Source organism: Thermoanaerobaculia bacterium (assembly GCA_035593605.1).
Classification (GTDB): domain Bacteria; phylum Acidobacteriota; class Thermoanaerobaculia; order UBA2201; family DAOSWS01; genus DAOSWS01.
Window position 1 is genome coordinate 1 of the sequence record DAOSWS010000014.1, and the last position, 24,542, is coordinate 24,542.

The 24,542-nt window shown below is 52.7% G+C and carries 19 protein-coding genes and 1 pseudogene; 9 read left to right on the forward strand and 11 right to left on the reverse strand.

The features are described 5' to 3' along the window. The 3 genes from PLD04_08285 to PLD04_08295 form a co-directional block, all read right to left on the reverse strand. Window positions 1-3,892 (reverse strand): hypothetical protein (locus PLD04_08285; protein ID HXK68332.1); only part of this gene is annotated, 3,892 nt, incomplete at its 3' end. Window positions 3,893-4,043: 151 nt separating this feature from the next. Further along, window positions 4,044-4,601 (reverse strand): 4-vinyl reductase, encoded by a 558-nt coding sequence (locus PLD04_08290; GenBank protein ID HXK68333.1) that lies wholly within the window; start codon window positions 4,599-4,601, stop codon window positions 4,044-4,046. 48 nt (window positions 4,602-4,649) lie between these two features. Then, window positions 4,650-6,134 (reverse strand): hypothetical protein, encoded by a 1,485-nt coding sequence (locus PLD04_08295; protein ID HXK68334.1) that lies wholly within the window; start codon window positions 6,132-6,134, stop codon window positions 4,650-4,652. Window positions 6,135-6,236: 102 nt separating this feature from the next. Here PLD04_08295 and PLD04_08300 point away from each other — a divergent pair, with 102 nt between their 5' ends. Continuing rightward, the gene (locus PLD04_08300; GenBank protein ID HXK68335.1) at window positions 6,237-6,617 is read left to right on the forward strand and encodes a hypothetical protein; all 381 of its coding nucleotides are present in this window, start codon (window positions 6,237-6,239) and stop codon (window positions 6,615-6,617) included. A gap of 42 nt (window positions 6,618-6,659) precedes the next feature. Here PLD04_08300 and PLD04_08305 read toward each other — a convergent pair whose 3' ends face one another. Further along, window positions 6,660-7,202 carry a YbhB/YbcL family Raf kinase inhibitor-like protein gene (locus PLD04_08305; GenBank protein ID HXK68336.1) on the reverse strand — a complete coding sequence of 181 codons (543 nt, stop codon included), beginning with the start codon at window positions 7,200-7,202 and terminating at the stop codon, window positions 6,660-6,662. A gap of 94 nt (window positions 7,203-7,296) precedes the next feature. Between PLD04_08305 and PLD04_08310 the strand changes: the two genes are divergently transcribed. After that, window positions 7,297-7,641, forward strand: a complete 345-nt coding sequence (locus tag PLD04_08310; GenBank protein HXK68337.1) for an SdpI family protein — start codon at window positions 7,297-7,299, stop codon at window positions 7,639-7,641. 9 nt (window positions 7,642-7,650) lie between these two features. Here PLD04_08310 and PLD04_08315 read toward each other — a convergent pair whose 3' ends face one another. Next, entirely contained in the window at window positions 7,651-8,964 is a 1,314-nt protein-coding gene (locus PLD04_08315) for a DUF1566 domain-containing protein (protein HXK68338.1), read from the reverse strand. 145 nt (window positions 8,965-9,109) lie between these two features. Here PLD04_08315 and PLD04_08320 point away from each other — a divergent pair, with 145 nt between their 5' ends. Both PLD04_08320 and PLD04_08325 read left to right on the forward strand, forming a co-directional pair. After that, window positions 9,110-11,272 (forward strand): DUF5916 domain-containing protein, encoded by a 2,163-nt coding sequence (locus tag PLD04_08320; protein HXK68339.1) that lies wholly within the window; start codon window positions 9,110-9,112, stop codon window positions 11,270-11,272. Between the two features lie 33 nt (window positions 11,273-11,305). Beyond that, on the forward strand, window positions 11,306-11,569 hold the full coding sequence (locus tag PLD04_08325; protein ID HXK68340.1) for a hypothetical protein: 264 nt from the start codon (window positions 11,306-11,308) through the stop codon (window positions 11,567-11,569). Window positions 11,570-11,584: 15 nt separating this feature from the next. On the opposite strand, the gene PLD04_08330 is transcribed toward PLD04_08325, so the two are convergent. Then, window positions 11,585-12,232: a DUF4190 domain-containing protein gene (locus tag PLD04_08330; protein ID HXK68341.1), complete on the reverse strand. Its 648-nt coding sequence runs from the start codon at window positions 12,230-12,232 to the stop codon at window positions 11,585-11,587. A 129-nt stretch (window positions 12,233-12,361) separates the two neighbouring features. Further along, window positions 12,362-13,162, reverse strand: coding sequence for a hypothetical protein (locus tag PLD04_08335; protein ID HXK68342.1), 801 nt, complete (start codon window positions 13,160-13,162; stop codon window positions 12,362-12,364). Window positions 13,163-13,413: 251 nt separating this feature from the next. Here PLD04_08335 and PLD04_08340 point away from each other — a divergent pair, with 251 nt between their 5' ends. Next, window positions 13,414-16,215 (forward strand): DUF4339 domain-containing protein, encoded by a 2,802-nt coding sequence (locus tag PLD04_08340; protein HXK68343.1) that lies wholly within the window; start codon window positions 13,414-13,416, stop codon window positions 16,213-16,215. Here the strand turns inward: PLD04_08340 and PLD04_08345 are convergent. Beyond that, window positions 16,206-16,400, reverse strand: a complete 195-nt coding sequence (locus PLD04_08345; GenBank protein HXK68344.1) for a hypothetical protein — start codon at window positions 16,398-16,400, stop codon at window positions 16,206-16,208. The genes PLD04_08340 and PLD04_08345 overlap by 10 nt on opposite strands. Before the next feature lie 270 nt (window positions 16,401-16,670). Here PLD04_08345 and PLD04_08350 point away from each other — a divergent pair, with 270 nt between their 5' ends. From PLD04_08350 to PLD04_08365, 4 genes and pseudogenes are all read left to right on the forward strand, one after another. Next, a complete protein-coding gene (locus tag PLD04_08350) occupies window positions 16,671-17,306 on the forward strand; it encodes a DUF2238 domain-containing protein (GenBank protein ID HXK68345.1) in 636 nt (211 codons plus the stop codon). A 70-nt stretch (window positions 17,307-17,376) separates the two neighbouring features. Further along, window positions 17,377-17,907: a hypothetical protein gene (locus PLD04_08355; protein HXK68346.1), complete on the forward strand. Its 531-nt coding sequence runs from the start codon at window positions 17,377-17,379 to the stop codon at window positions 17,905-17,907. Between the two features lie 2,494 nt (window positions 17,908-20,401). After that, a pseudogene (locus tag PLD04_08360) lies at window positions 20,402-20,680 on the forward strand (GGDEF domain-containing protein). Continuing rightward, entirely contained in the window at window positions 20,577-21,020 is a 444-nt protein-coding gene (locus tag PLD04_08365; protein ID HXK68347.1) for a GGDEF domain-containing protein, read from the forward strand. Before PLD04_08360 ends, PLD04_08365 begins: the two are co-directional and overlap by 104 nt. Window positions 21,021-21,039: 19 nt before the next feature. Here PLD04_08365 and PLD04_08370 read toward each other — a convergent pair whose 3' ends face one another. From PLD04_08370 to rmuC, 3 genes are read right to left on the reverse strand one after another with little or no spacing between them, the layout of a single operon-like run. Beyond that, complete coding sequence (locus tag PLD04_08370; GenBank protein ID HXK68348.1) at window positions 21,040-21,906, reverse strand: hypothetical protein; 867 nt, start codon at window positions 21,904-21,906, stop codon at window positions 21,040-21,042. A 20-nt stretch (window positions 21,907-21,926) separates the two neighbouring features. Continuing rightward, window positions 21,927-23,165 (reverse strand): aldo/keto reductase, encoded by a 1,239-nt coding sequence (locus tag PLD04_08375; GenBank protein HXK68349.1) that lies wholly within the window; start codon window positions 23,163-23,165, stop codon window positions 21,927-21,929. A gap of 41 nt (window positions 23,166-23,206) precedes the next feature. Further along, complete coding sequence (rmuC, locus tag PLD04_08380; protein HXK68350.1) at window positions 23,207-24,517, reverse strand: DNA recombination protein RmuC; 1,311 nt, start codon at window positions 24,515-24,517, stop codon at window positions 23,207-23,209. Window positions 24,518-24,542 lie beyond the last annotated feature (25 nt).

Here is a 24,542-nt window from a genome sequence, read left to right on the forward strand (position 1 = left end):
GGCGGTCAGATATCGTATCCGAATAGGCCCATGATTCGCCACCATTGGGAGTAAGGACATTGACAAAGGGAGATTGACCATCCAGAACTGTCAGATAGAGCGGGGAACAATCTTCACTCCCCTTTTCATCAATAATTTCATGCCATATCGTATAATTTCCCGGTGCATCGACGCCTACTTCCCTAAGATCACTCTCAGTTAGAATGAGATTTTGACCGGACCGATCCAGATTTACTCCGCATACGGTCGATAAACCATGCTGAAAACTCCAATCGTAGCCTGTAATACTATCAAGCTTGTCATGAAATGGTGTACGTGTGGTTGGATTGGATCCATCAGTCGAATCAAAACTGACAAGGGTAAGTTCCTGTGAGGGGGTAAGTCCCAGTGTATAGATTGAATAAAGGTCACCAGTCTCATTAAGGCTGAAAACCAGGTCATCCGTATCCGCGTAAGGATCACCGACGCACGGGTCAGGGGAAGATATGGCCCAACGAAGACTGGCTCGAACAACCTGCAGAGTTCCAGGAAGAAGGACAAACTGCGTTGAAAGCACATTCAAGCCAGGGGCATTGGGCGTTAATGTGTCAATTAAATCCCAATCGTCGGAAGTAACATCACTGTTGTAATAGAGATCCAGCCGGTCATCAGCATATGTTGTGTCTGCCCAGATTGTGATTTCGACCTTTATCGTCTTTCCAGGTGAAAACACTTTTCCATCCAGAGTACGGACTGATATTCTGTCAACTGATTTATCTTGATGGAAAGTACCCATGCTTCCGTCGGCACAGGCATCGATTGTATTCGGTTGATTGAGCTCCGATTGACCTGTAATATTGTCACGACTCTCGAGCAAATTTATCGAATCACACATACCCACCGGGGTCATGCATGCCGGAGCCAATATCGCAGGGTCATAAACAGCGGGATTCAGCAAAGGCAGGGCACTGGGAGTTGTATTCGGGTACAGGATAACACCGGTCTGCGAGAAATCTGATCCATCCCAGATGATCATTTCTTCACCCGTCCAGATCGCGCTGTGGCCTCTCCTACCTTTTGGGGCACCCTGATCAGGTGTAGGTCTCCAGACATCCTGGTTAGAGAAATAGATGCCACCCTCGTCATAAGCCCCGACAGCCAGACCTCCTCCCCAGATGATCATATCCAGGCCTGACCAGATCGCCGTATGGCTCGATCGTTCTGCAGGAGCACCGGTTAGAGAAGTACTGGTCCATAAATTCGCATCAGGATCGTATTTGCCCCCGTCTATTGGATACACTCCCGCACCTGCATTACCTCCCCATACGATCATTTCAGATCCTGTCCATATCGCAGTGTGATCATTCCGGGCTGTCGGTGCATCTACCAGCGCAGTCCCTCCCCAAATGTCCAAAGGAGGAGGGAAGTATTTTGCTCCTGACTGAAAATACCCTGTCGAGTCTCTACCGCCCCAGATGATCATTTCGCTTCCGGTCCAGATCGAAGTGTGAGAACTCCGTGCTGCGGGAACATTACAGAGCAAACTCGTATCATCGCATGTAGAAATCCATGTATCATTGTCAGGATCGTATAAACCTCCCGAATTAACCCGGTCGGAAAGACCGATCCCGCCCCAGACAATCATATGGTCGCCTGTCCAAACTGCTGTATGGTAGAAACGTTTTTCAGGCGCTGTCAGATCATTTGTAAGCTGCCAGCTGTCCATTAGAGGGTCATAGATACCACCCGTATTTGTCCGTGGCTCGTCTGGAAAATTTACTCTCAGGTAGCCGCCCCAGACAATCATACGGTCACCCGTCCAGACCGCTGTATGATGAGTACGTCCGTCTGGTGAACCATCTGTACTGGTGGGTGTCCATAGTCCCATGGCAGGGTTATATTTCCCGCCCGTATTGTAGGAAACGGTTGTGGTTGATCCTCCCCATACAATCATTTCACTACCTGTCCAGATGGCCGTGTGTCCGGTTCGTTTTTGAGGTACTTCTGCTGCGGCATAGGTAGATATCCAGTTATCCAATGCAGGGGAGTATTTTCCTCCGGTGTTGAGATAGGAACCGCTGTATAGTCCACCCCAGACGATCATTTCACTTCCTGTCCAGACAGCAGAATGATTGGATCTTATTTCCGGAGCTCCTGCAGTTGGCACGCTCTCCCATGTATCTTCGAATGGATTATAACGCGCTCCATCGGCAGAGATTACACTGCCCCAGATGATCATTTCCGCACCTGTCCATACCGCACTCTGTCCGCTGCGAGCGGATGGAGCATCCACCACATTGGTGGCACGCCAGCTATCTGAAATTGGGTTATAGCGCCCTCCAGCATTCGTGGAAGTCGTTCCTCCCCAGATCACCATTTCCTGCCCGGACCAGACGGCGGAATGTCCATATCGTTCTAAAGGAGCACCTGAGGTTTGAATTGCCGTCCACTCATCCAGAATTGGATCATAACGGCCACCCGTGCTTAGAGCATTTGATCCCTGCAACCCTCCCCAGACCAACATTTCACGCCCTGACCAGACTCCCGAGTGGTTTCTGCGTGCATCCGGTGCTCCTGTCAGTGTCGTGGGGGACCACTCGTCTGATAAGGGATTGTATTGAGCCCCCGAATCGAGTTGACTTCCGGGAACGCCCCCCCCCCAGATGATCATCCTATCGCCTGTCCAGACCGCAGAATGTTGTATTCTTGGCGATGGCGCGTCCAGGGCTGACAGGTCTCGCCATGTATCCACCTGCGGGTTGTATGCCCCACCAGGTTTTGGGCTTCCATTTCCCCAGACGATCATCTCTGTACCCGTCCAGACAGCGGTGTGGCTGTAGGTTGCGTCGGGCGCATTCGTAAGAGATGTCGGCTCCCATGAATCTGTGGCTGGAGTGTACCTGGCCCCAGTGTTGGTAAATGAATTACTTCCCTTGACACCTCCCCAGATGATCATTTCCGTTCCCGTCCAAACTGCCGTGTGGCTGGAACGAGCAAGCGGTATAAACCATAATTCCTGCCAGGAATCAGGGCTATCAGGCATGGATTGTAAAGAGCGCTGCCCATCAGTTCCCGAAAACTGCGGCAGGGTGTACGTGAAGAATTCATCCTTAATTGCAGGGAGTACGTTTTCTCGAACGTCTTCCTCGAACCAATGATCGAAAGACTGCTTTATAAAGGTTATTGTTGCTCCATGGATTTCCTTGTCACTCTTCTCATAAGTTATATAGCAGACAAAGGAGTCAGGATTTTCATCCAGATTCACAGACTCAGGGCTGTCTGGAAAGAGGGAAGATACGTATCGAAAGATCTCGACATTTACAAGCTGCCATCTGTCTCCTGGATCAGTATCGATGGCATCTTCGGAAGCAACCAGAAGTACTTCACAGTAAATACCTTCTTCGGGCACAACCTTTTCGGCCATATAAGTGTCAGCAATTTGCCGGGCCCGATCTCTTATTGAACCGTGGATCTCACCGTCATATGCGTACCAGTTCCGTATTAATCGGTCCGATAATGCGGGGCGGATCAGACATTCGGCAATTAAATGAGGGTCGTTATTCAGAGCCTGGAACAATTCCTGCAGCACATCTGAAGCTCTTGAGTTTCCAACAATTCTATTTAATTCTGCTTGCAGTTGTTCACCAGAGAGTGGCCGTCGCCAGTAATGGTCAAGCGCAGCCGATTTCAATAGGTAGTCTTCAACCTTGCTACGGAGAAGCTTATCTGATATTGCTACCTCAAAAGGTGGTTTTGGGCCGGGATTCTCCATGGGCCAGATACGGTGGTCATAATAGACCCGCTCGATAGCTCGCTGAGCCTCCACCCGTTCCTTAAACGTCAGCACATGTTGGGCCTGCAGGGGAATCACTACAAGACCACAAAGGGTAAACAGGATAACCAGCTGTCGCATAGGCACCTCAGGGTTCATAGCATAGTCACGCGAACCATCTCTAAGGATATTATCCCACAAGGATTGTCAGGATAGAGTGATCTCCATCACTTACTCCCGTCGATACACTCGCCTATTTTTTTTTAGAGATTCTCTCAGGTAATGAAAGGCGCTACTCCCAGGTTCCCCGGAATTCACATTTGGGATCTCCCCGGTGGACACAGGATATCTTTGAGATTGTCACATTTCTTGCCCCGGCCAGCTCGAGGGCCTTTTCGAAATACCCCTTCATCATGGCGCAGAGTGTAGGAGAAGAGTCTTCCCAGTCTTCAATCACGACACGCATATCTTTTGGTCCATGCTCAATGGCATAGGCCTTTCCATTGTCAAAATATTTCTGATAGAGATGCCCCACCTTCTTGATCACATACGCGGGAGAAACGATCGCCAGAAAGACACGGTAGATCCCTGTGAGTGCATATTGAGCGCTGAACTTTCCCATCTCTTCGATTACCGCAAGGTTCCTGTCTTCAAAATGGGCGGCTACCGCCTGACGGAACCGCTCCAGCGGACCCTGGGGATACCAGTTGGACACGAGGATAATCCCTGCCAGCGCCTTCCGGTCCTCCTCCGTCATTGTAGTCAGGATTTTCTGAAGCACTTCCTCCCCATAACGGTCCCGGACGAACTGCTGTTCAACTTTGTATCCGACGCCCTTGATTTTTCCCATACAGAGAGTGTATCACAACACTGTGCTCAGAAAATGAACAATCCACGATCATGGGCCTTCGAAGGGTCTACCATGCCTGCGGGAGGGAGTGTTGACGCGCCATAAGTGAATTACCGGGCGATAATCGTCTGCGAAGACCTCCATCACGTACAGAAGATTCCGTTCCGCGTCATAAGCGGGAGATCCTAACCGATTCTTCCTCTGGTCGTCAAATCCGTTGTACATTGTCACATCCGCCATGTCCGCGTTCAGGAAGAGCCGATCATCAATGTCCAGGACAGCATAGGGCTGAGGTTCCCATGGTTCCATCGTACCCGCCGCGACACGGGCCAGATCCGCCGGATCGTAAAAGAGGATCTTCGCGTCAAACCGGGAAGACCACCAGCCCCGGCTCTGGGTCTCAACGGCCGCTCCTTCACAGGGGGCAATATCTTCTGCCGTGCAGGTTGTTTGACCATCGGGCTGGGTACACATAAAATCCCCTACCATGTAGACGCAGGGAGCTCCCTCCGGATAGAGGGGCGGCGGGTCTGTACCTGCTGGTGTGTAAAAGCCATACCAGTTATACCCCGATCCTTTTGTCCCGGTAAAGAGAACAGCATCATTCCCCCCCGACTGGATCCAGGCTCCTCCCGTCCATGAATCCGCGTGGCTGTAATGGTTTAGTGTATGCCCCTCTTCATCCCCAACGACAGAATAGTGGAGAAGGGGTACATACGACATTTCGGTATTCGGGGCAGGCGGGCTCCCGACGGGTGCCCCTTCCAGCCACGGGGCAATCGCGTAAAGATTCGGTCCCATGCCCGACCAACCTCCATCGCGGAACCTTCCCGTCGCCAGACTTCTCCCGCCGGTGTTTGAGGAAGCCCAGCCATCGGGAATGGCCATGAGGTAGTCGTTGACTCGGTAAATAAACCCGGAATTATTCTCCGCCTGGGTGCCCACCCACCATGCCCCCTGCGTGTCCGGATGGGAAAGGTCCGTACCGCACCAGGCGTGGGTCGGCGCCACCGTTACGCCGGGTTCCTCGTGATAATGCTGACCCCAGGCCAGGTAGAGCAGACCCTCCGATTGACCCTGTTGGGCAGGGAGGTAAACCATGCCCACCCTGGGGAGTTCGACAAACATGGAGAAGAGACTTTCTCTCACATCGGAGAACGGCTGCAGCGTCACTGCCATGGGAAGGCTCTGCACATTTCGGGTGACGAGAGGAACCGGAATGGAGAATTCCGATACCAGATTTTCACTGTCCAGCCCCGTCGCGAAGAGAGAACCCGGAAACCCATCGGAAGCTCCTGCCGGATCTCCGTGCGGGAAGTACGCCATGGCTTCCCCGCTCCAGTCCCAGGTCTCCGGGTATTCGGTTGTAACCTCGGGAAGACGAAAAGCTCCCAGGTAAACCAGGTCGGAAGGCTGGAGCCTGCCTCCAAAGAGGATTGTCGGGATGGCCATAAAAAGAAAAAGGCTCTTATATAACAAGCCTGAACCGATTAACTTTTCCCCGTTTAACCGAACAGTGGTATTTGCTCTCATTTTTCCTCCCATAAGAAAAATTCATTTCCCTTACTCGAATTATAGGTCTCCCCCCGGATAGGGTCAATGCAAAGGAATGAGATAATCTGGGATAATGAGACCATGAACCACAATCCCAAGGTCGAGAAGATCCCTGGAAGAAAGAGGAGTTCGTACATTCTTATGATCTTTCCCCTCCTTTCTTTCCTGCTCCTTGCAGCCCATCTCCTCCGGAGAGGGTATGGGCTGGCCGGTCTGACCCTGGTGATTATCGGAACCACCCTCCTCTGTATTCCCCGGTGGTGGTCCGGCTGGATTCTCCAGGCTCTGCTCGCCGCGGCCTGCCTGGTCTGGATACGGACCTTTTTTCTCCTGTCGTCGATGCGGATGGCTGCCGGCGAATCGTGGTCTCGCCTTGCAATCATCCTGGGCAGTGTCATTCTCTGGACACTGATCTCTCTTGTTCTATTCTGGACCAGAGGATTCAGACAGAGATTTTCCTGAGTAATAGTGAAAACTGTTTCCCGTTGACGTAACAGATTCCATCTATTTTGATCTGCGGTATCGTCCCACCAGCCGGGTTTCTCCGATAATGTTTTCCTTCATGGCGGCTTCAACCTCTTTCTTATCCGCGCCAGGTTTCAGGTTCAACAGAATATCCAGAGCATACAGCCGAAACACATACCGGTGTGTGCCCCCGGGAGGACAGGGGCCTCCGTAGTCCTGACGACCCCAGGAGTTCTTCCCCCACGTAACGGAAGCCATGATTTCCTTTCCTTCTTTCGTGGCAGCATCGATCGCTCTGATATGATGTGGGATATTAAAGATGACCCAGTGATCCCAGGTACCCACGGGTGCATCGGGATCATCCATGATAAGGGTAAAGCTCCGTGTGCCTTCCGGAGCTCCTTCCCAGGAGAGAGGCGGGGCCAGGTCCTTTCCATCGCACGTATAGAGAACGGGAATCATCTCCCCTTCCCTGAACGCTGTGGAACGGAGGACAAATGGCCTTTCATTTTCCGGTGTTGCGACACTCAGGGCAGCGGGCAGGACAAGGATAAAAAAGATCAAACTTATGGATCCACCCATAGATACCTCCTGATCCTTACGTTACGCCTGCCACTCCAGGTAGTCAAGGAAAAGACTTATCCTTTACGTTAACGATATACTATCAACATATACCATGAATCCTGCAAATCTCTTCCTGGGTGGGTCGTACATCCTGATAAGCTTTGTCCTGATCGGTCTCTCCATCCCTCTCCTGCATAGAAAAATCCCAATGAACCAATGGTATGGCGTTCGGATCCCGCAAAGCTTGGAATCGGAAGAACGCTGGTATGCCATCAATGAGATGGGTGCGAGGGAGATGATCTATTGCGGGGTGGTACTTCTTTTGATGGCTGCCGTTATCTTCCTTCTTCCACTATCGAAAGAGCAGCCCTGGATAATCATCCTTGCGGCCTTTTTTCCCCTCCTTCCGCTTTTTGTCATGACGGTCCGGATTCTAATGAAGGCTCGATCCTTTTGATTGATAGTTTCAGCGGAAGCTGAACGGTCGGCTGTGGCTTCGGTCCCGGTAATCCCTGACCAACCGGACGTAGTTGTAGATCCGTATCACATCCCCCTGGGGTCCATGTCCAAACGGGTAGTCCCCGGGGTCCCCCACTTTGGGATCGCTTCGCTGGGCACCGGCACCGTGGACATCCATATAGGTGTAGATTCCCGACCCCGGCGGAACTTCCATCCACCCTGAGGCCCTTCCAAAGGCGACATAGGCTCCGTACATCCCCGGCATGATTGAACCATTGGCGTGGGTTGTGGAGGACCAGAAGTAAGGATAATCCTTCTCACCGATCTCATTGGTGATGGAGGTGATGGAAAAGATCGGATCCAGGGCTGCGGAATCGGTAACGGAGGGGGCACGGGTGTAATCAACAATGCTCTGCAGTTCCTTCGCATTGGGTAAGCGCCAGTCGGTATACCCCAGATACGCTTCCTGGTTTTTTTGGTCGACCCAGGCGAGAGCCTCTTCCCAGTTCATCCCGACACCGCTGTCCTCCCTGGACCACATGAGACCGCTGGACCGATCGCTGACGGTCCCGTCTCCGTTGTCAAAATAATCATTTGCACCATAATCGGTTCTCCCCCGGACATGAAGAACGTAAAACCGTTTCCCCTCGCTCTGACCGGGAGGCGGGTCGATTCCATAGCCCTTGATCCTGCCATCCGCAAAGTTAACCCCGAACATACCTCGCGATCCCATCATTACAGTTCCCATATAGAGCGTTGATGTCACAAATTGTGCATCGATGATCCGCTCCCCCTCTCCGGTATCCCCATAGGCGAAATCAAAATAGTCTGTATCAATGAAGGGTACCAGTTCCCGGGAGACTTCCTCTCCGCTGGGATCAAGCCCGCTGAAGAGAATCAGAGAGTAGAGCTCCTTGATCGTGGGAATCCGCCAGTCGTCATACCCGGCCAGATCAAAAGCTTCCGCAGCAGCTATAGCTTCGTCCCAGGTCAGCTTATCATCATAATTAATCGAACCGTCCCCATTTAAATCAGGACTTTTCTGCCACATCAGCCCGGTAACATTGTCCGAAATCGTGCCGTCCCCGTTATCGGTATAGGAGGGCGGATTTCCAGCGTACTGAGAATCCTGCCCGTAAAACCGTTCGCCTTGCTGGGGACAGGAGATGGTACTCGATGTATTAAAACAGAGAACCTGAGCCGTATCGACCACGGGATAGGTTCCTGCCGAGAGACATGAAGTGATCAGGAGGCAAAAGCATGCATGAAGCCACAGGATCCTTATTAGAGAGCGCCTGGTAAAGGTATTTTCAGGTGTCATTGGCATCTCCTTCTCATAACGTTCATTTCATAAGACGGGTCCGTGCAGGGTGTGGATGACACATTCCGGGAACTCCAGACTTTCTCCCTCGTATAAAGGAACATAATCACAGGTTCTTTTCCAGAGAGGATAGAGAGGAGGGCATATGGTACTCGGATGGCTGCTGGCAGTGACACTGACGATTACACCTACCGCGCAGGAAATCACCATTGATGGAAGAATCGATGAACCGGCCTGGGAACAGGCCCTTATCATTGAAGATTTTGTTGAAATGAATCCAGGGGACAATGTTCCCCCTCCGGTCCGCACCGTGGGATATGCGACTTACGACAGGGAGCATCTCTACATTGCCTTTCGCTGTTACGACCCTAATCCGAAAGACATCAAGAGCCGATATACCGATCGGGACGGAGCTTCAGGCGACGATTTTGTCGCCCTGCTGATCGATACCTTTAACGACGAACGGCGGGCGTACTTTTTCGAAACCAACGCCCTGGGCGTCCAGATGGACGCGACCTTTCTTGAGCCCGTCGGTTATGACTACTCATGGGATACCGTCTGGGCTTCCGCGGGCCGTTTAACCGATTTTGGATTCGAGGTCGAGATGGCCATTCCCTTTAAATCGATCCGATTCCCTAACGACAAGGAACAGGTCTGGGGATTCACCCTGGAACGTTACTATCCAAGAGAAACAACCCATCGCATTGTCTCCCACACCAATGATCGAAATCGAGTTTGCTGGCTCTGTCTTGATGATGAATTGGTCGGTCTGCGGGATATCCAACCCGGGAAAAACATTGAAGTAATTCCCGCAATCACCGGAATCCGTACGGATGAAAGACCCTCCCCCGTGCAGCCCATGGACTCAGGAGATACAGACATCGAGGGAAGCCTGACCGCGACCTGGGGAATCACTTCCAACCTGACGCTGAACGGAACTCTGAATCCGGACTTTTCTCAGGTGGAAGCCGACGCCTTTCAACTGAACATAAACCAGAGGTTCGCTCTCTATTATGATGAAAAGCGCCCCTTCTTCATGGAAGGTTCCAGCTACTTCAATACGCCGCTCAATGCTGTTTACACCCGCAGCATTGCAGAACCATCCTGGGGACTGAAACTCACGGGAAAGGAAGGGAAGAACGGATACGGCATCCTGGTAGCCCGGGATGACTATGCCACGCTCCTGATTCCTGGAGTGAACGGTTCCTACTCCATTCCCTGGAATGAAGAAGCCCTGACTGCCATTGGCAGGTATCAGAGAGATTTCGGCGAGGATTCCACGATCGGAGGGATCTGGACCTATCGGAGTGCCGGCAGCTACTCGAGCTGGTTGGCGGGAGCTGACGGAAGAATCCGCCTGTCACAACAGGACGAGATCAACTTCCAGGTTCTCCAGAGTGGAACGACCTATCCGGACACGGAAGACCTCGCAGGCTTTCACGGCGAATCGGTGGATGGCGGAGCTTACTATCTTCACTACCAGCATTTCACCCGTGAATGGACCTTCGATGCCGTGTATCAGAAAAAGGATGAAGAGTTCCGGGCTGATCTGGGATACATTCCACGCGTTGGGGATGAACAGCACGTGATCAACGTCGGCCGACGGTGGTATGGAGGGAATGAAAAGCCGTATACGATGATCTTTATTCAAGGCGCGGCCTACCAGACTCTCGATCCGGATCGCGATATGCTGGATCGCGGATTCGGGATTTTCAGCTACACCTCCTTCCCCTGGCTTCAATCTTCCCTCAACATCGGGTACGACCTTTACGACGAGTCTTTTGAAGGCATAGAGTATCCTGATCGTCATACACTTCGGATCATCGGTTATGCAAGACCGGCAAAGTGGCTCAACATTCAGCCATACTGGGTGGAACAGAAAACGATCGACTACGTCCGGAACCGGAGCGGAGACGGGAATACGCTGGGACTTGATGTTTCCCTCCGTCCGGGAAAGAGGCTTCAGCTCGGGATCAGTGCGGAAGAATCGACTCTGGATGTGCAGGGGGGAAGGCTCTATACCGCCCGTCTGCTCTACCTTTCCACTCACTATTTCTTTACCAGCCGTCTGTTTTTCCGAGGGATTCTCCAGAAAATGGAGCTCGAACAGAACCCCGGCCTGTATGCGTCTGAGGTATCGGGCCAAAGTGAACAGATTGGCACCCAGTTCCTTCTTTCCTACCGAGTCAACCCATTCACTCTGGTTTACCTGGGATACTCCGATTTTGGAATGGAGGACGACTGGACCGATCCGACGACCCTGACACGGACCTATTTTGTGAAACTCTCCTATGCGTGGCGTCCCTGATTTTTTCATCCGATCAATCATGAACACGCCTGTATGAAGAGCTTGGTCATCGTTTTTTTGTCGATCTGTATCCTCGCAGCTTTTCTATGGTTTCTGGATCGCTGTCTCCTCTGGATGGAAGCAAGGGGATGGATCTATTACCGAAAGAAAAAAACCAGCCCAGGAACAGCCCGAAACGCATTCCTCCATCTGCAGACGATGGTGGATCCAGGAAAGCAGATCATCATTGAGGAACAGGAGAAGATATGGGAGGACGGTGCAGAAATCGGGAATGGAGATCGTTCAGATCATTCCTGAAAGGGGCCGCACCGTTCAGTTTCTGGCGGTTTCCGGAAAAAGGATAAACGCTCCGTCACAGATTACAATATCCCTTCCCGGAGGCTGATATCCCCCGGCTCGGTTTGCCAGGTTCTGATACTCCTTCCAGGTATGGGCATCCATCTCATGATCTCCTGCTTTCGAGACCAGGAGATAGTGTTCCTGAAAGGCGTCGCTCCAGTACATGAGGTCCTGGTCCCATGCATCCTTCAACGAGAGATTCTCTTTCATACTGACAACGGCGGAAAGATCCTTCACAGGGACCCATACCGCCCCGGAATCAGGGTAGATACCTTCATTCACGGCATATTCATCGATGGAAAGGGCAACGACTTTCATGTCCGCCGTGGTTCGATGCTGTCTGGCCCGGTTCAGAGCCGCAATAAAATTGGGAATGGCAATGGCGGCCACAATGGGGAGGGTCACCATGCTGAAAGCTCCCAGACCCAGTCCAAAGCCGGCAAGGATCTTTCCGCTGTGGGTGTCAGGATGTTTGAACGCCTTCACCAGGGCGATAATGCCAAATAGAATCGCGAGGGGACCCAGGATCACGTTGAGAAGAACACAGCTTCCCAGTAGAGCCAGCACACCGAAAACAAGAGATGTAATTGCCAGACCAATCTTTTTCTTTCTCTCACTCACAGCACCACCTCCGGGGGGATAGGAATATCATACCCTATACCCGCAACCATCCATAGTACCTACCCAATAAAGCAACTGCACCCGGTGATTGTCACCGGGTGCAGAAAGGGTCTTGACAGGAAACTCAGGTTAGACGGTGGCTCCCATACACGTGGATGAGCACTTTCCCATGTGTTCCTGGATTGCCTTTACGGCTTCGTCAGTTTTTCCCTCCACGGTGATCTTTACACCGTTACGGGTTGATTTCACATTCGACTTCGCCTGAGCCAATACGGCAGCGCAGCAATCCTTTTTGCACAGTGTGGCGTCCTTCTCGAAACGGGCCTGTATGGTCTTCACGACTTCCGGATCCTTCGAGGTAATTTCCACCTTGACACCCTTCGTGGTATTGATTACCTCGAAGGCCATCTTCGCGTGGCAGCCTTCCTTTGAAGAAGATTCGGCCATGGCTTTACCGGCACATCCCGCTTTGGCTTCCGCATGGTGGGAGCACTTTTCCCCTTTTGCGGCGGCTTCCTTGCAGCATGGTTTCATGTCACCGCTGTGATCACATTTAGCCTTTGCTTCATGGTGCTTACAGTCAGCTTTAGCTTCCACGTGATGCGCGCACTTTTCACCCTTTGCCGCAGCTTCCTTACAGCAAGGTTTTTCTTCGCCGGTGCATTTATGGTCCTTCGAATCTGAACTCTTGTGTTTGCAGTCGGCTTTCCCATCGGCGTGGTGCGGGCATTTTTCACCTTTTTCCGCAGCTTCCTTACAGCAGGGTTTCGTTTCTCCCTTGTGGGAACATTTGGAATCGGCCTTGGGGGCTGCCGCAGCCTGATCATCGGACATCCCATTCATGGGACAGCCGGTTCCTGCTAATGCAGGACCTGACATCCATAGCATGGCAACACAAAGCACTGCAAAAAGCATGAAGATACGTTTCATGGTGCGTCTCCTTGGAATTAATTTAATACCATATTGAACCCAAATCATAAATGGACTCAAAAGCATAGTACGGATGATACCACGCATTTGTTGAGAACAAGTATCGAATTTGGGGTATTCCAGATTTCGCGCAGGCTCTGGAACGATATTGACACCGACACTGACTGGGATTAGAGTAATTCAGCGTGCCTGAATTCCGGAGAGATCGCTCCAATTCCTCCGTGTATCCCAATCAGGCCAGGAGCCCATTCATGGTGCGTGGCCGTTCATCCTTCGGTTTGCGCGATGTATTCACCTTCCCATTTAGAATCCTTCCCATCATCATTCTCCTCTCCACAGTTGCGTCTGCCCAGGATCGAATGGTGAACGTCAAAGCCGGAGTTCTGCCTGCAGGGTGGTCCAGGACCGATCGATTTGGAGATTCCAGCAGAACCAACAACTGGTTTTGCGGTTTCTACGAATCCTCTCAGCAATCTTCAGGACGATGGATTACCGTTTCGATCTTCGAGGAACGGAGACCCGGATTCAAACTTTCCGATTACATTCCCATGGGTTTTTCTCAGAAAATGACGATCGGAGACCACCCCGCTGTAAGAGGCGGAAGAGGCTGGGATTCGTCCGGTCTTTACATGAGTTATACCGCCATCGATGTCGGACTTGAACAGGAAGGGCGATTCATTATTGTAAATGCAAACAACTATTTTTCTTCAGAAGAGGATTTTTATAAACCTGACTATGCACTGCGGGACTATCAGCACAAACAATTCGAAGCCTTTCTGGAGGGATTGGTTTTTGAATTCGTCCGCCCGCCGGAACCCGCGTGCGAGATCAAAGTGGAGATCTCAGCAAAAAGGGTGGACTTTCAACGGTTCCAGGTTGAAGGAAAGGTATCTCCATCAGGCAGTGTAAAGAGTGGTGTCTTCACCCGGATGGGCGCAGGGACAGGCACTGAGGGGATGGTCACCATAACGGGAGGAACCTTCCGGGCAGAGGGTTCATTGTTGCGCGGAATGGAAAACCAGCTTCCGAAACAGACCTTTCTTCTGACCCTGGAGTGTACGGAAGGAGGAAAGTGGTCCCAGAAATTCGAGATCCCGGATTGCTGTCCCCTGTGTCCTGAAATCTTTTCTTTTGACGGATTTGGGAAAGACAGACTGGGCAGAGCAGGTTTTGAAACCGGGGACGACATCCGGTACAACACAAACATAAAGAAAGATTACAGCGGGATCATGTCAGACATGCAGGATGCCGTAGCCCGCTACAAGAAACTTCATCCCCGGGAGACCTTGTACCGTGATCGAAAGATCGACAACTCGGTCCCGGCACTTTCCTGGCTCTTTGCGGAAGGGGGTGTCGTGGAGACCTACTCCAAAAAAATGGTGTTCAACAAAACGCCCCCATGGGAGGCCGGGAAGATGGCGGAAGGGTCAATCCAGAAGGAGGGCACTGAACCCGGTTTGCTTGCATCAATGAAAACGCTCAGTAAAGAGAAAGGTAAATTGAATCCGGGAGACGTGCTGTTTCTTGCCCTGGAGCACAGGAAGGGCAACCTGAATGAAGCCCTCCTGCTGGCTCACAACACATTACGATCCCTTGCACGGGGAGGCGACTACGGTTTGACGGCGGTGCAGCGGGACGATTCCTTCTTTTCCACCCATCTGGAAACGATTCGGGATGGGGACAATGCCGGCCCCTGGTACCACCTCTATGGAACTGCTTTCTTTGAAGTTGAAAGCCGATCGGGGCTCAGCGGTGTTCGTATTATCACCCTGATGAGTGATATGGGAAGTTCCGGAATTGAATCCCTGAAGAGTATTCTGGGGTACGAAACTTCAGGAAAATCAACAACCGACATTATGTCTATCCTCGCCAACATTGGCGAGCAGTTGTATCGGGAAAAAGCTTCGGGGCGGGTTCCCGATCCAGAGAAATGGTGCTTCAACGTGTGGGGAGCTCAGATTGCCTCCCGCCTGCTGGCGGAAGCAGGAGAGAAACCTCATTCTTCAACACTATCCGTTCCCTACCGTCCACCTATCGCCTCTCCGGTGGCAAAGGAACTTCCCGATGGAACCCTTCAGGATTCCCACGGACACACGATCGTCATGTGCCCACTGAAGGTTCACTGGAAAGGACAGCAGGGAGAAATGTTCTTTAATCTCACCAATGGTTCGATTCAGGGTGACTTTCCCGTTCAACTGATTCCCTTCTTCGAGAGCGATGAGACAATGGGGCTCATCTGGCAGGACCTTGGGGATGAACCCTATGATGTTTCTTACGAAGCTGTCGAGGACGGAACGTTTCGCATGGCTTATGTGGAGAGACAATCTCAAACAATGAGCGTATTTGAAACATCCGTTACCAAAGGGGAAATGATCCAGGTCCATGTTTCCGACACGCAGGGTGCACGGCCTGTCTATCGACCCGATGGCCGTCTGCTGGAACCGAAAACCGTTCACGTTTCGTTGAAAGGACATACACCCAAACCACTTCCAAAGGTGCAGAGTGTAGATCCGTCTCCCGCGGCGGATAGCTCACCGTCTGAAACCTCCATGCTGATCCCGGGTCTTCTTCTGATTTTTCTGGGAGCTGGAGCCCTGATCGTTTTACTCGTTCTGATCGTGCGTTCACGTTCTGCGAAACGTCTGAACCATGCGGCGATATCGGCCCCATCCATTCTGGAAAAACTGACCCGGGAGGGCGGACATGAAGGCTGGTACTTCCTGTCGGGATCTACACAGTCCGGGCCCGTCCATGCCGGATATATCGCGGAACAGGTGAAAACCGGAAGATTCAATCCATCGACACCGGTGTGGACAGCCCGTTTGGAAGAGTGGGTTCCATTGCAGGATTTGCTCCAGAACAATTCTTCCCGGTCCGGCGAGCAAAGTTCACCGGATTGGTATGTGATGATCAACAACCGTCAAACGGGTCCGGTGGACACAGCCACTCTGAAGCACTGGCTGAAATCGGGGCAGATTCGAGCTGATTTCTGGGTATGGCGTGAAGGGCTGTCATCCTGGATCCAGGTTAAGGACCTGGATCGTTACCGGTGATTCTTCCCGGATGGCTGGCCTCCGGGCCAGACTTCATCTTCAGGGCTGTCAAACTGGAGAAACTCAACAGGCGCCCCGTTGTGAATGATAAAAGCTACGCGCACGCCACCCGAGGGACGATTCGGAGGAATCAGGATATCGTGGCCCGCAATGGAGGACTCCAGATCCTCCACCACAAAAGCCACATGGGGCACCTGCTGAACGAGGTCGGGAACCGGGCTCCCCTATTCAAATCGCATCCACTCGATACCGAAGGGACTCTCATCAAAGCCGGATACAAAAACCCTGAAGCTCTCAAGGTAAGTCTCTCCCTTTCGTTTAACTTGTGTGGGGATTCCCAGATGGTGGTATTTCATGGTGTGTCATACGGAATCAGGTAGGTGTTGTTTCTTACGAGAATATAGACAGCCATCATGATTCGATATAATGCCTACACTTGAACAGGGAGGTTTGTCATGACCCAGGATTCAGTCAACCCGATATGGTCACCCGTGGTGAAAGGTGTGCTGTTCTTCACCGGCTGTTATATAGCCCTCGCTCTCCTGGGTGCCTGGTACACACGAAACATCGAATTTCTTTTCTATATCGGAGTCATGTTTGTCATCGGACCCATGGTGGCCTGGCTGCACAGCCGCGTCCGCCTTTCGCCGGGAGCATTGTGGTGCCTGAGCGTCTGGGGTCTTCTGCACATGGCCGGAGGCCTTATGCCCGTTCCTGCCGGCTGGCCGATTAACGGAACGAAGGCAGTTCTATACAGTCTCTGGCTGATCCCGGATTTTCTGAAGTACGACCATGTGGTCCATGCCTTCGGGTTTGGAGTGACCACATGGGTCTGCTGGCAGGGCCTGAAGGCTGCGGTCAGACCCGGGCACACCCTGCGGCCCACTTTCGGGGTCCTCCTGATCTGTGTTGCCGCAGGGATGGGGTTCGGAGCCCTGAATGAAATCATCGAGTTCATTGCAACCCTGCTGGTTCCCAATACCAACGTGGGTGGGTACATCAACACCGGATGGGATCTCGTCTCCAATTTTGCAGGATCAGTGATTACAGCCATCCTGCTTCGTTTTCATGGAAGAACAGGTTCAATGTAGCTGTCCGAGCTATTGACAGAAATTTTCATTGGCCCCATAATAAAAACAGATCGATTGTGAGGAGAGGGTTATGTCAAAAGTAATCCTGACAATATGTGTCGTGGCTCTTTTCTGTGGATGGGCCATAGCCCAGACCAGTACCAGTTATACGCTGGAGGAGCATACACTGAACAACGGGGGGGATCCCCAGAACGGTGTAGTTCTTACATCCACTTCCTACACAATCACTCTGGATGCCATCGGCGATGCCATCGCCGGGTTACAGCTTGCCAGCGCATCCTACACGATTGGAGGCGGTATCGTAGGCGGGAACGTCCCCCCGGGAGAGGTACTCAACCTCATGGTCGCCAGCCCCGGCGGAGTCACCACCCTCACCTGGGATCCTGAGCCCTCCATCGGTGATTACAACGTGTACCGCGGGGAACTTTCCAGTTTACCCTCTTCCTATGGGATACAGATCGAAAGCGCCTGGGACGGAGAATCCTATCCCGACAGCGATCCCTATACCGGACAGTCCTATTTTTACCTTGTGACAGCCAATAACCGATTAACGGAAGAGGGAACAAAGGGTTCCGACTCGGCAGGCCAGACAAGACCGTAACATACTCGTCGTTATTTGCCCCATACAATAGAATCGTACCCTCCATTCCAGGAAAAGGTATATCTTAACCGTTGACAAAAAAACGAATGACAGACAAATATAAGACTTTTAAGATGGGAATCTGCAGAGGTTTTTCTCTGTTATGAAAATGGTGAATTTCCGATACCTTCGGTTGCGGTTTCTTCTTTCCGGATTCATGTTCCTGTCCATTCCGCTCTTGGGACACGAAACCGGCCTGCGCCTGATTCAGCACTACTCCCCGGATGATTTCGACGGAGGTTCCAAATGCTGGGCGGTCACACAGGATTATGCCGGTGTCCTGTACGTTGGAAACCTGGCCGGTGTCCTGGAGTTCGACGGCGAATGGTGGCATACATACCACCTGCCCAATCAATCCGCCGTCCGGGCCCTCACGGCCCTGCCTGACGGTTCTATTGCTGTGGGAGGTTCGAATGAGATCGGGCTTTTAATAGCCGACACCTACGGCCGAAGAATCTATTCCTCTCTCATGGACCACCTGAATCCGGAAGATCTCACCTTTGGAGATATTTATTCCATTCTTCCCTTTAAAGAGGGATTCTGGGCTCTCTCCACGACACGCCTCTTCTATTTTGACGGTTCCACGCTCCAGGTTATCATCACATTCCCATCAAAAGACTCTCCCTCCTCCCTCTTCGTATGGAAGGGTCGACCTCACCTCTTTCTTAAAGGTAAGGTTATGAAACTGGGTGAAGGAGTTGTGGAAACCATCCCGGACCTGAACCTGACTGTTGTGCCAGGAAGCCCGATTCTGGAGGCCTCCCCCGGAGTTCTCTGGTTTAACCACCCTGACAGGGGAATCCTCCGCCTGGAGCGGGGACAAATTTCTTCGATCCATCCGGACTCGGCTGACTATCTCAGGGGTGTCTATATGACGGGAGGCTGTGTTCTGCACGACGGAAGAATCGTAATTACAACCGGCGATCGAGGAGCAATGATTCTGAACGCAAACGGGGAAATCGATGAAGTCCTGTCGTACGAGACTGGCTTGATGAGTGAGAATGTCATGTCCGCTTTTCCTTCCAGGGATGGAGATTTATGGTTAAGCCTTCAGAATGGGCTGGCCCGAATCGACATCCATTCCCCCATGACGATCATCGACAACCGCCTCGGGTTGAATGGCCCTGTTTCCGCTCTCCTCCGCCATAGAGGGAAACTATTTATCGGGACATCCAGCGGCCTCTTTATTCTCCATGATGGCAAGGGAAGCACAATCCATGCTTCGGACTCCCACGTTGTGAAGGCATCCCGGATTGACGGAATTACCGATGAGGTCTGGGGTATCCAGGATGTCGAAGACCAACTGATCATCGCGACCTCCCGGGGTGTGTATCGGTATGATTCCGGAACCGTTCAACGGATACCGGGCACCGAAGCTCTGACGGTTTACGCCCTACACCAGCTGCAAGATCAGCCGGATTCCATCCTTCTCGGACTCAGAGACGGTGTTGCCCTCCTCCACCTTACAGGAACGCGGTGGAAACTTGTTTTTCGAACGCAGACCTTTTCCTCTATGGTCCATACGATTGCGGAAGCCCCGACGGGAATCCTCTGGCTCGGGACCATACTGGACGGAGCCTGCAGAATCTCCTATTCGGAGAATGATCCGATTCGGGAAGATAAATTCGAACCCGATACCCTGAACCATTTTGGAAAGGGAGAGATCGGGTGTTTTCGTTTTGGGAATGACATTCTGATGACGGCAGAAGATGGCATCCTGAAATTTGAGGGAGGCAAGCTTATTCTCCATCCGGGATTGAAAAAGCTGGGAAACTTGAGTGACGTTTTTTATCTTGCGGAAGATGCCAGCGGCACGCTCTGGATGAATACCCACCCTCCCTCCCGGGCCAGGCTCCTCCCGGATCACCAATGGAAATGGGAAAGTCCCTGGATGTCCGCTTTACCTGGGAAGGATATTCAGATCATCTATCCGGACCGGGATGATGTAATCTGGTTTTCCACTGACCGCGCCCTGACCCGATTTGACAGCACGATACAACCCTACCATCAGGAGGAGAATCAACCCCTGATCCGACGCGCGTCGGTGGGACCGACCGCCGTGGAGATCTTTCGAGCCGATGGTTCCGCACCCATCCTGTCCTTTCCGGTTCGCCGTCTTCGGATCGAATACACCTCTGCATGCTACTACCCGGGAGTTCGATATCAATGCAGAATAGACCCCGGAGATGATGACTGGTCCAGCTGGAGCTCCGAGCCGTTCCGTGAATACACCAACCTTTGGGAAGGTGAATATGCCTTTCGTGTAAGAAGTATGGGGTTGGACGGGAATCCCGGGCCCGAAGAGATTTACAGGTTCACCGTTCTGCCGCCATGGTACCGCACGCTTGGAGCTTATATTCTATGGTTTTTCGCAGCCGCTCTCTCTGTATTCGGCATCGTGCGCTGGAGAAATCACCGCCTGCGGAAACGGGCCGAGACACTGGAAAACCAGGTAATGGAACAGACTCGTTCCCTGGCTCAGGCCGTGGATGAATTACGTTCAGCCAAAGAGGAACTGGAAGAAAAAAATACCCAGCTGGAAGAAGCCAACACACGTCTCCACTCCTTATCCTTTCTGGACGGATTGACGGGAATCCCGAACCGGCGCCACCTTGAGGAGACCCTCCATCGTGAATGGAGCCTGGCGTGGCGCAGCCGCTCCAGCCTGGCATTTGTTCTCATGGATATTGACCACTTCAAACTACTTAACGATTCCCAGGGACATCAGAAAGGGGACGACTGTCTCCAGACAGGTAGCTCTTTTTCTCAAGAACAACCTCCGCCGTTCCACGGATGTAGCCGGACGATTCGGCGGGGAGGAATTCGCGCTGATCCTACCCGTCACAACCCTGGAAGGTGCTGAGAGACTTTCGGAGGAACTCAGGCAGGGCATTGAGTCCCTCGCCTGCCCCCACCCGGCTTGCCCATCAGGAATTCTTACAGCAAGTTTTGGCGTATCTGCCGTAATTCCCATGGAAGAAACATCCGTCGATCAATTGATTGAAGCTGCGGATCGCGCACTGTACCGGGCCAAGGTGGAGGGCCGGAATCGGGTCTGTACAGCCGATAAGTGACCCCGGCAAAAAACCTCCCCTACTCTCCCAGCATTCGAAGAAGAATATCAGGCCCCGGACCGACGGTGCCCCATACTTTATCTCCTTTCAGGAGAAGGCTGATCGGTCCAGCCGAGGCGTAGTAGGGATCGGTAAAGGTCACAATCTCACCCTTTGTCGTAATCTTTGATCCGCGTTCTTTCGCAAAGGCAAGGTAGGCTTCCACCATCGATTGTGAGGCCGCTGTGCTTCCCGGTGTCAGGAGAAAGAGCCTGAACTTGGATTCTCCATTTTTAATATCGACCGAAAAGGCCGAATGAAGAAAAGAATGGCCAAGGAAATCCTTTGCAATGTAGGTTTCGGAACGGGGAACTCTTCCTTCCCGGGGAAAGAGGGTCAGCTCCACGGGAGATCCGTTCGACTCTCCCAGCCGTTTCGCGACTTCTGTGGCGGTGGAAAGCAAGAAGTCTCTTTCATTGGTTTGTTCCAGAAAGGAAAAGATCTTCACATAATAAGGACCGGCATAGAAATTAAGAACGCCGGGTTCGTAGTACCCTTCGGCACCCGCCGTTACAAAGTCTCCCTCGCGCGGGGCCTCCTGACGGTACATCCCAAAACCCGCAGCAGGCGTGCTCATGCGATAGATATCGATCGTGAGAGCAAGGTCCTCACCTTTCATGTAGGAAGCGCTCGCAAGACGGTCGAATCCGTATGTCAGAAAAGATTCCGCTGCTCCGTCAATATATTGAAAGAGCGTATCCGGTAAGTAGATATCCACCGGGCTCTGCAGACTTAAACCAGACATTTCCGGGAAGGCCTGGTCCATCGGCGGGGAACCCGTGGAGGGAACCTCCGATCCGGAGGGAGCGAGAAAGAGCAGTGAAAATAGAATGGGCAACAGATTCATATGGTTCTCCTGAGGCTCGTTCAGGCCAGGAATTCGTCAGGGATTGCACCTACGGACTGCATGGCGAGGGCACGCTGGCGCACTTCAATTCCATGAGGGCAGCGTACGGAGCAGTTGGTGCAGGACTCGCATGGAAGTCCGCCATCCAGTACCTTTCTCACAGTGTCCTTTGCGGCCAGAAGGTTTCGGTAGCCCCGCGCATACATGTATCCCCGCATGAGGGTCGGGAGGCTGAGCCCCTTCACGCACTGGGTCTCACAGCGGCCGCACTGCTGGCAGTAGAGAGGTGCAGAGGCAAGCTTTTCCGCTGGAAAGAGTGCGGTTTTTTCTTCCGCTGACATGGAGAGATCGGTCAAAACGGTGATATCCTCTTCCAGCTGATCAAAGGTAGTAAAGCCGGGGATGGCCGTGTGGACATTGGGATTCTGGAGGGCCCATTTCAGTGCGGCCTTCATGGGGATCGGACGGGTTCTCTCCTCATCCCAGTAAACACCGGCTTGGGTTTTCATAGCCACGATTCCCAGCCCCTTCGACACCGCCTCCGCCATGGCCGCCTCGATTTCGGCCCGTTTATCGTGTTTAAAGTTAAAGGCGGTAAGCACCACATCATAGAAGCCCGATTTCACCGCCGCACGGATCACCTCCGGTTCGTTACGGTGCGTGGACACACCGACAAACCGCACCTTACCGCTTTTCTTCAAGGCTCTCATGGCTTCCATGGCGACGGAGTCCATGACATCGGATTCCGATCTCATGCTGTGCAGATAGAGAATATCCAGGTAATCGGTCTTCAGACGTTTCAGGCTGATTTCCACTTTCTCAATAAAGGATTCCTTTGTCTCCCGGGTTTCACCGGATCGGGACGTCTGGACCGAAGCCCGATCCACCGTCGTAGGCCTGGCCTTACTTGCGAGGATAAAGGAGTCACGGGGCCTGGATTTGATTACGGTTCCCACCATCTCCTCATTTTTCCCGCGCTGGTAGTAGTGGGCCGTATCCAGTAAACGGATCCCCCTCTCCAGAGCCGCCGCCACGAGGTGGGGGTTCTCGGCGTTCATGACTCCCATGCTTACGACGGGCACTTCAATCCCGGTCTTTCCCAGCTTCCGGGTGATGATGGAATCTTTGGGCGTTTCAGGTTTGACTGCTTCCGGGCTTTCGTCTGCCTGCAGGCCGGACGGCGTCAGGGCGGCGGCCGCCAGTCCCGTGAGCCCTCCCGCAATGAATTGACGTCGGTCCTGTCCGTCTTTCTTCGGCATCACGTTCACCTCTCGAATTTTTTCTTATTATACAGCCTTCCTTACAGCTCCTCTTCCGACTCCGGCTCTTCCGGCGGCATCAGATCCTCGTCTTCCTCATCGAGAGGTCTCTCTTCGGCTTCCCCCGCGGGCAGTTCCTGGACCTTCTTCAAACGAGATGTGATTCCGCGGGTTTTGCTGGAGAGGCGGTCCAGATGTCCTCCCGCAGCCTTGAGACTCTTCTGTGCCTTCTCCACCATCTCTCCAAACCTTCCAAATTCCGTTTTTACAGATGAAAGCAGATTCCAAACCTCTCCCGACCGCTTTTCAATGGCGAGGGTCTTAAACCCCATCTGGAGACTGTTGAGAAGGGCCACCAGTGTCGTGGGGCCAGAGGGAGACACCCGATACTCCCGCTGAATCGTCTCCACAAGGCCGGGAATCCGTAAAATATCGGCATACAGGCTTTCGATGGGGAGAAACATGATGGCAAAGTGAGTCGTATGGGGTGGGTCGATGTACTTTTCCGAAATATCCTTTGCCGCAATTTTTACAGCCTGGGTCAGTTCCCGCATAGCCGCATCGATGGAGCTCTTTTCCCCGGCTTCATAGGCTTCCAACAGCTGCTGGTAGCGCTCCATGGGGAATTTCGCGTCGATGGGCAGCCAGATCTGACTCTCAGGATCGTGGCCGGGAAGCCGAATGGCGAATTCCACCCGCTGGTTGGAACCGGGTTTCGTTTCGACGTTCGTCGCATACTGCTCCGGAGCCAGCATCTGCTCCAGGAGATGGCTCAGCTGAAACTCCCCCCAGGTTCCGCGGTTTTTTACGTTATCGAGCACCTTTTTCAGATCGCCCACAGAAGAGGCCAGGGCCTTCATCTCTCCGAGGCCCTGCTGAACACGGGTCAGGTTGTCACTGACCATCTTGAATGATTCACCGATCCGCTTTTCCAGCGTCTCCTGAAGGGTCTCATCCACGACCTTCTGCATCCGGTCCAGCCGTTTTTCGCTGGATTCCTGAAGTTCGCGAATTCTCGTCTCCACGGTTTGCCGCATCTCTCCCATCCGCCGTTCGTTGCTTTCCGTCAGCGTCGTGAGTTGGCGCGTGAAGGTGTCCAGCTGGGATTTCTGGGCCGTGGAGCTCTCGGTAAACCGGCCGAAAAGCGACTCCTGGAACCGCGTCAGGTTGCCGGCCTGCTCTTCCCGATTTTCCCGGGCCGTGCGTTCCACGTCCTCGCGGATCCTGGACACCTCGTCCCGGATCACATGGTCCGCAGATCCCGCAGAAGTCCCGCGGCGGAGCAGAACCGCGACCTGAAGAATCAGGACCAGAACCAGGAGGACAACCAGGATGAGTGTAACTGGATCCATGTACTCCCCTTTCCGAAGTCAGCCA

What these genes read in the sequence shown, in the direction of transcription:
- PLD04_08300 (HXK68335.1), top strand. Translation starts at nt 6,237, where the DNA reads ATGAACCACAATCCCAAGGTCGAGAAGATCCCTGGAAGAAAGAGGAGT.
- PLD04_08325 (HXK68340.1), top strand. Translation starts at nt 11,306, where the DNA reads ATGAAGAGCTTGGTCATCGTTTTTTTGTCGATCTGTATCCTCGCAGCT.
- PLD04_08350 (HXK68345.1), top strand. Translation starts at nt 16,671, where the DNA reads ATGACCCAGGATTCAGTCAACCCGATATGGTCACCCGTGGTGAAAGGT.
- PLD04_08305 (HXK68336.1), bottom strand. Translation starts at nt 7,202, where the DNA reads ATGGGTGGATCCATAAGTTTGATCTTTTTTATCCTTGTCCTGCCCGCT.
- PLD04_08340 (HXK68343.1), top strand. Translation starts at nt 13,414, where the DNA reads ATGGTGCGTGGCCGTTCATCCTTCGGTTTGCGCGATGTATTCACCTTC.
- PLD04_08335 (HXK68342.1), bottom strand. Translation starts at nt 13,162, where the DNA reads ATGAAACGTATCTTCATGCTTTTTGCAGTGCTTTGTGTTGCCATGCTA.
- PLD04_08315 (HXK68338.1), bottom strand. Translation starts at nt 8,964, where the DNA reads ATGACACCTGAAAATACCTTTACCAGGCGCTCTCTAATAAGGATCCTG.
- PLD04_08320 (HXK68339.1), top strand. Translation starts at nt 9,110, where the DNA reads ATGGTACTCGGATGGCTGCTGGCAGTGACACTGACGATTACACCTACC.
- PLD04_08355 (HXK68346.1), top strand. Translation starts at nt 17,377, where the DNA reads ATGTCAAAAGTAATCCTGACAATATGTGTCGTGGCTCTTTTCTGTGGA.
- PLD04_08375 (HXK68349.1), bottom strand. Translation starts at nt 23,165, where the DNA reads ATGCCGAAGAAAGACGGACAGGACCGACGTCAATTCATTGCGGGAGGG.
- PLD04_08370 (HXK68348.1), bottom strand. Translation starts at nt 21,906, where the DNA reads ATGAATCTGTTGCCCATTCTATTTTCACTGCTCTTTCTCGCTCCCTCC.
- PLD04_08295 (HXK68334.1), bottom strand. Translation starts at nt 6,134, where the DNA reads ATGAGAGCAAATACCACTGTTCGGTTAAACGGGGAAAAGTTAATCGGT.
- PLD04_08310 (HXK68337.1), top strand. Translation starts at nt 7,297, where the DNA reads ATGAATCCTGCAAATCTCTTCCTGGGTGGGTCGTACATCCTGATAAGC.
- rmuC (HXK68350.1), bottom strand. Translation starts at nt 24,517, where the DNA reads ATGGATCCAGTTACACTCATCCTGGTTGTCCTCCTGGTTCTGGTCCTG.
- PLD04_08290 (HXK68333.1), bottom strand. Translation starts at nt 4,601, where the DNA reads ATGGGAAAAATCAAGGGCGTCGGATACAAAGTTGAACAGCAGTTCGTC.